The following is an 11,559-nucleotide window of genomic DNA, read 5'->3' on the forward strand; positions in this document are numbered from 1 at the left end:
GAATCATATATTCTCTTGCTTTAATGCATCAATAATATTCTCCTTTTTTACTTTAGCTCCGGAATAAACAACCGCAGAGCTGACAATGACAAATACACACACAATGACAGACAGAATGCTCATCCAGGGCAGGGTGAACCCATAGCTGAATTTGTTCGCAAATGCTTTATAGATCAGAAACATCACGGCGAAACTGACAGGAAGCCCATACAAGAGCGACTTGACCCCATAAAAAACACTCTCATAGTTCAGCATTTTTGCAAACCCCTTTGGCGTCGCGCCTACGGATTTCAGCATCGCGAATTCCCGTTTGCGAAGAGCCAGCCCTGTTGAGATCGTATTAAAGATGTTCGCAACAGAAATCGCAGAGATTAATACGATAAAACCGTAAGAAAAGACGTTCATCAGCAGAATCTGTTGTTCTTCTCTTATTCTGAATTGATATACATTGTAGACATTCAGATTGGTCTCATTCATCGCTTCAATTTCCTGCTGCGTTTTCACCGGTTCCGTGCTTTTCAAATGGAGGTACATCGAAGCGTTAGCCAGCTCCTCGCCGTCTGCCAGCCGATTCATGACGCGTTCCGACACGATCATATTTAACCCGCCTACGCCTACCGGGCTCATCCCCATCGGTGCCTTATCCGTCAATGCGGCAAATATCACTTTATTTGCCTTCGTTTCTTCCCCGCTCGCTTTAATAAAACTCGTTAGCTCGATATGTTGTCCGATATTCGCATATATGGACTTCGTCTGAATATATTTCCCCGTATCTATATCTTTGTAATGAATCGTATCCATCACGATTGCGGCGGGATGATCCAGATCCGTAAGCTGTTCGTAATCTGCGCCAACCGCTCTGGCATAAGCTTGCAGGCTCGAATCATTCATTGCATAGAGCTTAATTTCGTAAGGGTATTTCCCGTCTTGCAGCATACTCTTATCCTGCTTAACCTTCTCTTGCAACTCGTCGGCGATGCTTGCTGCATCGACCCAAGCGTTCCCGACTAACTCATGACTCACGTTGTATTCCGTGACGCCATCCAGAGATACAAGCGATTGCATCAACCGGTCATCTAGTCTTTCGCCATTACTGGACGACACTTCAATATCGTAATTGATGCCTTCCAGCGACAATGCCAGAGATTGTGTCAGGCCAGTCGTGAAAAACGATATCGTCAAAAACAAAACGATGCTGATGACAAGCGAAAAAAGAATAACATGATGTCTTCGTTTGTTCCTTTTTAAGTTTTTCAGCCCGATTTCTGCTTCGATTCCGAAGAGCTTACGAATGATCTTCGACGTCTTCACTGCTTTGGCCGTAAGCTTTACGTCAGTGGTTTGGCGAATCGCGTCCACGGGAGATGCCCTGGATGCTTTAACCGCCGGGAGATACGCCGAAACGAAAATCGTCAGCATCGAAACAAGACAAGTAATCAAGAGCAATAACGGCGTGACGATAAGCCTCAGCTTTTCACTAGTCCATAATGCCCCTTCAATCATTGTGTTCATGAACGAAAAGGCGATTCCGATTCCGGCAAGACCGCATAAGATGCCAATGGGAATGCTGATCAAACCAATGACGATACCTTCAAAAAATACGGAATTTCGCTTCTGCCTTTTCGTCGCCCCCACGCTCGCGAGCATCCCTAAATGGCGGGAACGTTCCGAGACGGATATCGCAAAAGCGTTATAGATGAGTCCAACCGAGCCAATTATAATAGTCCCTATAATGATTGCCGATAATGAGAACATCATGCTGGATGAGGCCCCGCTGCTGGACAAGCCATAATAACGAAGCAAATCGTTATTATATTGGACAGTGTCAATTTGGTTTTTCTCAGCCAGCTTCTCCGCATGTGCGAACAAGAACGGATTGACCCGCTGCAAGACCACCGACGCATCGACCCGATCGTCCCCCCCGATGATATGATCATCGACATAGCTAATGATCGTATAAGCCGGGGCCCAAGCCGTTTCCGACACCGGACGTTTAATGAAGCCTACCACCGTATAATCCCTAATTATGCTATGCTGTAATGTCTCGGTCAATGTGCCGTCTTTCCTGCGCAGCGGTTCCGTCTGATCCAGGGGATGATCGCCCCCTTGTTCGAATCGGTCGCCGACGCGAAGCGTTAGACGGTCGCCGATTTCGTACTTCACTTTGCCATTTGTTGCAACAGACTCGGAGATCACAACCTCCTTGTCCGTGTGCGGAAGACGTCCCTTGCTTATTTCAATCTGAAATTGTGTGAACCCTTGCACATTATATTCCTTAATGAACAAGTACGGCTTATTGGTATTTTGTCCCCCTTCTAATGGGGCATACCCAAGGTCTCTTGTGATTGCAACCGTTTTGGTTGCAACATCGCCCTGTATCGCCGCAAGCTGTTTCTTGGTTATATCTTGATACTGAATATGCCACTCCCCTGTATCTGTGATAGTTTGTCTGATCATTAAATCCGCAAAGGAAAAAACAAGCGTAATGACAGCGGTCATCATGGATACCGAAATAATTACGCCAAAAATAGTCACAAGTGTTCGTCTCTTGTTCTGCTTCAGATGCCGGATGGTTAATGTATTGACAATATTCATCGCCTTATCACCTCGTTTTTGGCAATCCTCCCATCTTCAATCGAAATGATTCTGTCGGCTTGCAGGGCGATCCGTTCGTCATGCGTGATTACGATCAGTGTCTGATGATAGGTCTTATTCAGTATTTTCAATAAAACGACGATCTCGCTGCTATTCCTGCTGTCCAGATTCCCGGTGGGTTCGTCGGCCAGCATGATCGCAGGATTGCCGATGATCGCCCTGCCAATCGAGACACGCTGCTGCTGTCCACCGGATAGCTGATTCGGCAGATGGTTTAATCGATGCTGCAAATTCAACGTATTCACAAGATCAGCCAATTGCTTTTGATCTACCTTTTGTTGATCCAGCAAGAGCGGCAGCGTAATATTCTCTTCCACCGTCAGGACGGGAATCAGATTGAAAAACTGGTAGATCAGCCCGATTTGCCTGCGTCTGAAGATGGCCAGCTGCGTTTCGTCCAAGGTATACATATCCGTATCCTGAACATACACTTTCCCGCCAGTCGGTCGATCCACACCGCCCAGCATATGAAGGAGTGTCGATTTCCCCGATCCGGAAGGTCCGATAATTGCGACGAATTCACCTTTTTGGACCGAAAAGGAAACATCATCAAGCGCCTTCACCGCCGATTCGCCAATGCCGTATATTTCGGACAAATTTTCAATTGTTAAAATCTCCATTGCCATCCCTCCTTCCCTAGATGCTCAATTCCAGGTATATACCATCTCTCTATATCCAACATCCCAAAGGGTTTCATTCCCCTCAATGGTTATCTTAAGCTCATTAGCCCCGGTGAGATAAAGGATCCTCATATCCGGCTCATGGAGCTGATCTTCTGCAGATACAGACAGGAGCTCATGCCCGTCAACGGTAACCTTAATGCTGCCCTGAAAATCCTTATGATCAGGAATTCCATAATTCAAGCTAAGATACAGATCTCCCTTATTGCCTAGCGAATACGTATATGTTTCCTTCTTTTTACCTTCGATGCCATACACATTATATTGGGGTGTCACGTCTTGACCGCCAATCTTAAGACTGTCCTGTTTGGTTCCCGTTAATCGATTTCCGGTACTATCTTCCCATTCGTTTATCGCTACAAAAGGGGCCAACTCTTTGGTGAACACTTGATCAACTACTCCTAAGACCCCCCACACGCCGAGCATTAAGACAGCACTGGCAATTCCCGTAGCAGTGATATTTCTCCAGTAGTTTTTTGTACGGAAGCCAATCTTGTAGGCCCCGAATCCAATAGCAGCGCCCAATGAGTTCTTTATGACGTCGTTCGTGTCAAAGCTGCCGAGGAATGTTAGTGCCTGGATGGTCTCCACCACAAGAATGGACAGGATAAACCCTGTCATGAAGCGAACAAAGCTGGTGCGGTATAACAACGGAAACAGTATGCCAAAAGGTATGAAGGCTGCAATGTTTCCAATACCCACCAAGTCCATCAGTGTCGGATGTAGAAGATCGGAAAGACCCGGCACCCTAAAAAAATCGTCCGGCAAAAAAATAAAGGTGTACTGACTGGTTAGATCTACCTTATCCGCTCTGCCGAAAGCAAAAAACATAAAATAAAGAATAATCAGGGTGTAGCCTATCGTGATAAAAAAAGTAATCTTGCGATGCTGCTTCATTTGCATGGTTGTACCTCCATCGTTCATCTGATGAATATCATTTTATCTGTCCAAAATGACTTTACAGTGACATTGGAGGTGACAGTTTAGTCACTTATGGAGTGCTGTTAAATCACATGCTTATAAAATTTGATCCGAAACTCTGTACCAGTCCCGCTGTCGCTCGTTACATCAATCACGCCGTTCTGGCTTGCAATGATGCTGTGAGCCATCGCAAGCCCTATACCGATGGTTCCTTCATTAGCATTCTTTCCTTTATAAAAACGTTTGAATATATAAGGCAAATCCTCTTTCGGAATGCCCTCTCCGTTGTCAGCAATAACGATTTCCGTAAATAGCACGTTGTCGGAAAATGTGATGGTAATCGCACCGCCCTCAGGTGTATGCTCCACTCCATTCTTCAAAATATTGATAACCGCTTCAGCAGTCCAATGGAAATCGCCGTCAAAAGAGACGTTGTCATCCCCTGTGATGGAAACGGTCTGTCCCTTAATATCCATCGGAATCATAACCGGCTCCAGTGCATTTAGGATTAGGGTTTTCATGTGTATTCGATCTTTTTTGAACGGGATAGTCCCCCATCCATTTTCGCTAGCTTTAATAAAGATGAAACAAGCCAATCGATCCGTTCAAGTTGAATGTGAATATGATGAGTGAACTCCGTTCTTTTGAGTGGAGGCAGATCAGGGGCGCTTAACAGATCTGCCATGACTGTCATAGAGGTGATCGGTGTTTTGAGTTGATGTGAAATATCGGAGATGGCATCGGTCAGTTGAAGCTTATCCTGCTGCAATAGAGAACGATGCTCGGAGAGCATGCGTGTCACCTTGTAAATATCATTCTTTAAGATGCTAAGCTCACCTTCTTGATTATCGCGAGGGTCAAGGGAGGCCTGGCCGCTGCTAATCTCCCGTAAATAGATGGACAGCTTCTCTAGCTCGTAATAGTGAACTGATCGATGTCTTCGGCGAGCACCTTTCGGGCTGAAGCGGCATTATGGCAGAGAACAGTCCAATAACCCTCTTGCTGCAGCGAATATTCCAGTCCCGACGCGATCGTCTTATCATCTTCAACTAATAATATTTTCATCTGAAGTTCATCCTTATGATTGGATTGAATTGCACCTGTCTCGGATTTACTTATAGTATTCCCCAAGATTTTAGAACATTTAATGAATTCCACGACTACACAATCTCTTTATTAAAATGTCCTCTTGTGTCTGTTTCCTGATTAAAGACAGCATTATTCATAGAGCCATTTAATTTGCCTGACGCCATATTAATGACTTTCACAACCTGCTCTTTGGATTCAACTGTGAAGTTTAATCTGAGCGCCTCGATTCCTTTGATGTTTGGTAGCTCATCCAACAGATTAAGCGTCTTCCCATTAAGGAGAGTCGTTGTACAATCATTATGGGAAATGATAGGGAACGTTCCGTGCTCATCTTTTAACTCATAGCTCTTCGTTTTGCAAATTCTGCATTGATTCATTTTTTTCATCGGACAATATTTTGTAAACATCAAAGGAACCTTGCCATATACAATCATTTCCAGTGCAGGATAGCCGTCATTTTCTTCATAATAGGCATTCCTTAAATCTTCAATTTGGCTCTTATTCAATTCATAAGATAAAGTGACTCGTTTTGCACCTAATTTATATAATTCATAGCAACTAGTAGCATTAACAACATTTAGAGAATAGTCCGTAACAAACGGATTCGTTTCTCTGTAGTGATAAATTCCGCCATATCCTCCGATTAGTAGCTGCCCTTCTTTTTCCTTATAACGATTCTGATTTCTTCTAACAACATTTTCATAATAGATTTCCTTAATTCCACAGCTCACGCAAGCATCATACTGCTCCTTAGTCGTTACAGAGGCCGTAAAGTATGGTTTTTCAGGGGCAAAGCTTATTTTTTCTTTTGCTTCCAAAGCCTTGGTTCTTTTCTGCTGGCTGTTAAGCTTTAAGTCATATAAGCCCAGTACAATATCTCTTCTTGCTGCATTTAACAGTTTAGCTGGAATAAAAGCATTGCATTCCTCAAAATCCACATGATTAAGTTCGAATATCGTATCATTTAATCTTGAAAATTGCTTGATTACCTGGTCTTTTGTTGTTGGATTATTAATGGCTTCGCCTAGTATTTCCTCGCTTTCATATGAATAATGACAGCCTAAGCCCTCCGCATCTATGACAAGCTTTGAATCTGGACGTGCATATACTCTAATATCGAGGTTAAACCGCTTAAATTCTTTTTCCAGTGATAATTCTAATTCTTTGTTATAGAAATAATCCTTCGTTTTATATACTAAATCTCCCGTAGACATCTTTTCTTTGATTTTGATATAGCAGACATCCTCTGCTTTGTTGATTAATTCGCCCTCTTTATCGTACAGTTTTGCAACCGTTAAATTAACATCTTCATTGTTGTGACTGATTCGAATGGTATCGTTCTGATTTAAAGGTCGTGTAAGTGTTATTTCATACCTATCTTTAACAATCTTGCTGATTGTTCCAATTTCATAACCAAAGTGATTAGGTCTTAAAATGTTTGTAATATTTCTCCTATCTTCGTGAAACAAATATCCTTTAGTAAATGTTCGATTGAATGTTTTTTTCAGATTTTCTTTGTCTTCTTCGGTTATTTTATGATCTAAGGCCTTGCGATATTTGGATACAACATTAGCAACATACGTAGGCACTTTCATTCGGCCTTCTATTTTTAAAGAATCGATTTCTTTTAAATCCTCGATATAGTCGATTGTGTTTAAGTCCTTGGTAGATAGAATATGGTTTTTCCCTAAAGATGTACCTGTTGTCTTATCCATGAGTTCATACTCCTTACGGCATGAACCCACACATCTTCCGCGATTTGCGCTTCGATTACCCATTAATCCTGACATTAGACAGTTTCCCGAGTAAGATACACATAAAGCACCGTGAACGAAAATTTCTAAAGGTATCTCAGCTTTTCTTTTGATCTCTTTTACTTTTTCAATCTCAACCTCACGGGACAGAACAACTCTTTTGGCACCAAGTTCTTTTAATAATAAAGTTCCGTCTAAATCGTCTATTCCCATTTGAGTTGAACAATGTGCTTCCATATCAAGAAAGTTTTTAACGATATAATCGAACGCAGTCAGATCCTGGACGATAATGCCATCCACACCGATTTTATTTAATTCGTGGATCTGCTCTTTCATCTCTTCAACTTCGTTTTCAAAAACGATGGTATTCATTGTAACATAGAGTTTAACGTCCCTCAGGTGCGCATACGTAACCGCCTCTTGTAACGATTCTAGATCAAAATTAGATGAGTATGCACGCGCACCAAATTTTTGCATTCCTAAGTATATGGCATCACAACCATTAGAAATTGCAGCTTTTAAAGCTTCCATATTTCCTGCTGGAGCTAGTAATTCAGTCATTTCTTCCTCCTTATGATCCATAAATAACGGCAATGCTAGTTTGTCCAAAGGTGTTCTTAAAAGTACATCGTCAGGACTGCATGGTATTGAAGAACGGTTAAAGGTCGTTTTCACGCTTTTGTTATTGCTTTTCTTAACAGCAGGTTTCCGCTTGCCGTACTGCGTCATCTCTTCTTCTTAGTCCCCTGCTTCATCCCAGTTAAGATGGATAATACGATAATAACTACTATAAATCCGATAAATGACGACATGGCCGCTCCCGTTTAAATTAATAAGATTATTAGAAAATCAAATTTCAGACTATTACCATTAATCATAAAATAAGAACTATACTTAAGCTGCAGCAAAACGCACAAGCCAATGGCTTGTGCGCTTGTTTTAAATGACCTCATTTGCTCTGAGGGACGTATCTCATAATAATTCTTTAAGTACATTTTTCGCCACGCGTATCTTCTCATCATTAGCGTCACGAAGCATACCTACAATATCCTGAATATCGCTCTCAGCTGAGGTAACCATAAACTCTTCACTCCTCATGTATAGAGAATTATTTGGCTCCTGGAGCCAAAATTGAGCAGGAATTATGGGTGCCTATCATTGCCAAGTAGCAAACATTTAATTTTACATAAGTATGAGCGAGCATCTGGCGCATTGATTAGCAGCCTTAAAAGAGCCTCCACTAAAATCGAAGTGGAGGCTCTTTTTACATTTTTGTTATTTCAATTGTATTGGCTTTCAACCGTTATGCTGTGCAGTTCAAGTCATTTAAACTAATATTGAGTTCTGTTCTCCGCTTTACCACTATTTGTGATACGGTTCCCCCCGATTGATCTTCACCGCGCGATACACCTGCTCCACCAGCACCAGGCGCATGAGCTGATGTGGCAGCGTCATGCGCCCGAAGCTCATGCGCTGCTGCGCGCGGCGCATGACCTCGTCGGAGAGCCCGTGGCTCCCTCCGATGACGAACACGACATGGCTCGTCCCGTAGGTGCCGAGCCGGTCAATTTCTGCGGCAAGCTCTTCCGAGTTCCACAGCTTGCCGTCGATCGCGAGCGCAATGACATGCGCCTCGCTCTTAATCTGCGCGAGGATGCGTTCGCCCTCGCGTCCCTTCACCTGCACGACCTCTGCTTCGCTTAGAGAATCGGGTGCTTTTTCATCTGCCACCTCAATGACCTGAAACTTCAGGTATGGTGTCAGCCGTTTTGCATACTCCGCGATGCCATCGATCAAGTACTTTTCCTTCAACTTTCCTACGCCAATAATTTGAATAAGCATAAGTGCCTCCTGTCATAATCCTCTATAGAAATAGCAAAAGGACGCGCACTGGGCGTCCCTTGTAGTTTTAGTAAGTACCTTCTGTTCTATCACATATTCGGTGGAAAAGAAACGACAATTAAAACGGCCTACTCTTGCGCATTCTCTAAATGTCCTATTTTTCATACAATCCCTGGATCTCCTGATCCCCGTATTCCTAGATTTCCTGAATCTACGATTTCCTATATTGCCTGTCCTCAGCAGGTTCAATCCATCCCTACTTACTTTCTTCCTGCTCCTCCATCACAAAATCCGGTTTCCCCCCAGCTTCATAAGCGCTCAATATAGAGTCCAGCAAGCCTGGGAAACGTGCATTAAGATCCTCAGTCCGCAGGGACAACATGCGCTGTGTTCCTTGAACTCGTGTAAAAACAACCCCTGACTCGCGCAAAGTACGGGCATGGTGAGACATGGTGGATTTTGCGATCGGGACGTTGAAGCAGTTGCAAGCCTGTTCTCCATTTAAGTGAATATCCGATACGATATGTAAGCGAATCGGATCGCTGAGTGCATACAATACGGAGGCAAGCTGAATGTCCTTGCGGTCCGGATGAAATAGTATTTTCACGGATGATTATCCCCTTTTGTCGTACGATGAATGCGAAAAAAATATTGGTGTTCCTAATTGCATTTTATATCAACGCATGCTATATTTCAATTGTTCGTAAGTAATCGAACTATTAAACAATAATAAAAGGAGTGCTTCGCACATGACTTCTGTAAATAACCTCTCCGCGAATGCGGATCATGAAGCCTCCGTTCCGGAAGCGCCTCTTCCACGAGAAGGCCTGCTGACCCTGCTGTTCAGTGTCGCTGTGGTTCTCGTCATCATGAATACGGCTATGTTCAATCTGGCGCTGCCTGATGTGACCGAAGCCTTCGGGATTACGGCTGCGTCTGCTTCTTGGATTGTCACTGGGTATTCCATTATGTTCTCGATTGCCTCAATCACGTACAGCCGGCTTTCTGATTTTCTGCCGATTCGCCGTCTGTTGGTTATAGGCTTGTTGACGCTGGGCCTCGCGGCTGTTGCCGGCTTTTTCAGCACCAACTTTATCTTCCTGCTTATCGTTCGTATTCTCCAGGCCTCAGGCGCGGGCGCAGTAATGTCCTTGTCGCTTGTCCTATTTACCCGCTATATCCCGCAAGCCCGCCGCGGCAAAGCAATGGCGACAATTATGTCAGCCGTCTCGCTGGGTCTAGGACTTGGGCCGGTCGCGGGCGGAGCCATCGTCGAATATCTCGGTTGGATTTGGTTATTCTCTGTAACGGCAGCTATTCTGCTTCTAGTGCCGCTGTTCCTTATTCTGCTGCCCAAAGAAGTACCCACCCGTGGCTCCTTTGATGTGCTTGGCGGGCTGTTCTTGGGCGTCGGCACGACCGGGCTGCTGCTGTTCCTGACCAGCGGGCTGTGGATTGCCTTGATCGCCGGAATTGTCGCCATTGCTTTATTTGTTGGCCGTATCCGCAGCACACCTGATCCATTCGTGATGCCGGAGCTTTTCCGTAACCGCTCATATCTCGTGTTGGCTCTAATCGGAGTTGCCTCCTACCTGTGCAGTTTTGCCACGTTATTCCTGCTGCCGCAGATTCTGACTCACCGTTTCGGCTTCAGCGCAAGCCATGCCGGGCTTGTGATCTTTCCGGGTTCGCTGCTCGCCATCTTTGTCTCCCGCTCCGTGGGGCGAATCATTGACCGTTATGGCAATGCGGGGATTTTACGTTTTGCACCATTGCTCGTATTGACCGCTACCATCCTATTCGCTTTCTTTGCTGGGCGGTCATGGATTGCCGTCATGTTCATCTATATGATTATGAGTCTGGCCTTCACGACACTGTCCAGTAGTGTATCCAATGAAATCTCTCGGATTCTGCCTTCTTCGCAAATCGGCTCTGGGATGGGCCTGTTCCAGCTGCTGCAATTCTTTAGCGGCGCCTTCAGCGTGGCTATGGCCGCAAGCGCTCTGGAATGGCAGCGCGGACTGCCGCTTTCTGCAGCCTACTCCAATATCTACTGGGGACTCTCTATTGCAGCATTGATCGCCATCATCTCAGCTATTCTCTACCGCCGAGGCAACCGAAGCAGCTCGCTGACCGACATAGTAGATGCAGCAGATGCATAAGACCTAATCGGCTAACACATATATTATTTCATGCAAAAAAACACCCTGCGGCCCATTTCCGGAACTGCAAGGTGTTTTTAATAAATTTTAACAGTCCTTTAGACCACTAAATATTCCGCATTCTTCTCACATTCCGCACATTTGGCCGGCGGGTCCCAGTCCGAGAACTCGGTCTCCTTCAAGTCCACAATATCAGGTGCATCCTCATACTCGTCCACAAATTTGTCGATGGCTAACTCTACATGTTCTTTACATACTACATACATTCAACCAAGCATCCCTTTCTGTGCCGCTGCGGCCTAATACTCCTTCTATTGTTCTACCATACTTCCCACGAAAATGGAACTCCTATCTATCCATTCCAGCAATCTGTTCATCCATTGTCTATATTCTTGCCCTACCGAAAAAAAAGATTCCTCCCACCCCAAACGGGCAAAAGGAATCTCTTCACTTATA

General features: G+C 44.5%; 8 protein-coding genes and 2 pseudogenes. 1 reads left to right on the forward strand and 9 read right to left on the reverse strand.

Annotated features, from left to right (window positions below; all coding sequences use genetic code 11):
* Positions 1-3: 3 nt before the first annotated feature.
* The 8 genes and pseudogenes from MHB37_RS31230 to MHB37_RS31265 form a co-directional block, all read right to left on the reverse strand.
* The gene (locus MHB37_RS31230; protein ID WP_405168827.1) at positions 4-2,595 is read right to left on the reverse strand and encodes an ABC transporter permease; all 2,592 of its coding nucleotides are present in this window, start codon (positions 2,593-2,595) and stop codon (positions 4-6) included.
* The gene (locus MHB37_RS31235) at positions 2,592-3,275 is read right to left on the reverse strand and encodes an ABC transporter ATP-binding protein (protein WP_405168828.1); all 684 of its coding nucleotides are present in this window, start codon (positions 3,273-3,275) and stop codon (positions 2,592-2,594) included. The genes MHB37_RS31230 and MHB37_RS31235 overlap by 4 nt, the downstream gene beginning before the upstream one ends.
* A gap of 24 nt (positions 3,276-3,299) precedes the next feature.
* A complete protein-coding gene (locus MHB37_RS31240) occupies positions 3,300-4,238 on the reverse strand; it encodes a VanZ family protein (RefSeq protein ID WP_076301544.1) in 939 nt (312 codons plus the stop codon).
* Positions 4,239-4,339: 101 nt separating this feature from the next.
* Positions 4,340-5,178: pseudogene (locus tag MHB37_RS31245) on the reverse strand (sensor histidine kinase); the annotation flags it as partial.
* A pseudogene (locus MHB37_RS31250) lies at positions 5,175-5,321 on the reverse strand (DNA-binding response regulator); the annotation flags it as partial. The pseudogenes MHB37_RS31250 and MHB37_RS31245, both read right to left, overlap by 4 nt.
* 95 nt (positions 5,322-5,416) lie before the next feature.
* The gene (locus MHB37_RS31255) at positions 5,417-7,828 is read right to left on the reverse strand and encodes a U32 family peptidase (protein WP_256716457.1); all 2,412 of its coding nucleotides are present in this window, start codon (positions 7,826-7,828) and stop codon (positions 5,417-5,419) included.
* A 633-nt stretch (positions 7,829-8,461) separates the two neighbouring features.
* Complete coding sequence (rlmH, locus tag MHB37_RS31260; RefSeq protein WP_076305868.1) at positions 8,462-8,941, reverse strand: 23S rRNA (pseudouridine(1915)-N(3))-methyltransferase RlmH; 480 nt, start codon at positions 8,939-8,941, stop codon at positions 8,462-8,464.
* Between the two features lie 256 nt (positions 8,942-9,197).
* Entirely contained in the window at positions 9,198-9,548 is a 351-nt protein-coding gene (locus MHB37_RS31265; protein WP_076124295.1) for a helix-turn-helix transcriptional regulator, read from the reverse strand.
* 142 nt (positions 9,549-9,690) lie between these two features.
* On the opposite strand from MHB37_RS31265, the gene MHB37_RS31270 reads away from it, so the two are divergent.
* Positions 9,691-11,103, forward strand: coding sequence for an MFS transporter (locus MHB37_RS31270; RefSeq protein WP_038573941.1), 1,413 nt, complete (start codon positions 9,691-9,693; stop codon positions 11,101-11,103).
* Between the two features lie 98 nt (positions 11,104-11,201).
* Here the strand turns inward: MHB37_RS31270 and MHB37_RS31275 are convergent, their stop codons facing one another.
* Positions 11,202-11,369 carry a CxxH/CxxC protein gene (locus MHB37_RS31275; protein WP_063829780.1) on the reverse strand — a complete coding sequence of 56 codons (168 nt, stop codon included), beginning with the start codon at positions 11,367-11,369 and terminating at the stop codon, positions 11,202-11,204.
* Positions 11,370-11,559: the final 190 nt, after the last annotated feature.

The sequence above is a fragment of the Paenibacillus sp. FSL H3-0286 genome (genome assembly GCF_045040705.1).
GTDB lineage: Bacteria > Bacillota > Bacilli > Paenibacillales > Paenibacillaceae > Paenibacillus_AQ > Paenibacillus_AQ odorifer.

Excerpts from the sequence above, each read along its gene's own strand:
- MHB37_RS31230 (WP_405168827.1), bottom strand. The coding sequence starts at position 2,595 with ATGAATATTGTCAATACATTAACCATCCGGCATCTGAAGCAGAACAAG.
- MHB37_RS31235 (WP_405168828.1), bottom strand. The coding sequence starts at position 3,275 with ATGGAGATTTTAACAATTGAAAATTTGTCCGAAATATACGGCATTGGC.
- MHB37_RS31240 (WP_076301544.1), bottom strand. The coding sequence starts at position 4,238 with ATGCAAATGAAGCAGCATCGCAAGATTACTTTTTTTATCACGATAGGC.
- MHB37_RS31255 (WP_256716457.1), bottom strand. The coding sequence starts at position 7,828 with ATGACGCAGTACGGCAAGCGGAAACCTGCTGTTAAGAAAAGCAATAAC.
- rlmH (WP_076305868.1), bottom strand. The coding sequence starts at position 8,941 with ATGCTTATTCAAATTATTGGCGTAGGAAAGTTGAAGGAAAAGTACTTG.
- MHB37_RS31270 (WP_038573941.1), top strand. The coding sequence starts at position 9,691 with ATGACTTCTGTAAATAACCTCTCCGCGAATGCGGATCATGAAGCCTCC.
- MHB37_RS31275 (WP_063829780.1), bottom strand. The coding sequence starts at position 11,369 with ATGTATGTAGTATGTAAAGAACATGTAGAGTTAGCCATCGACAAATTT.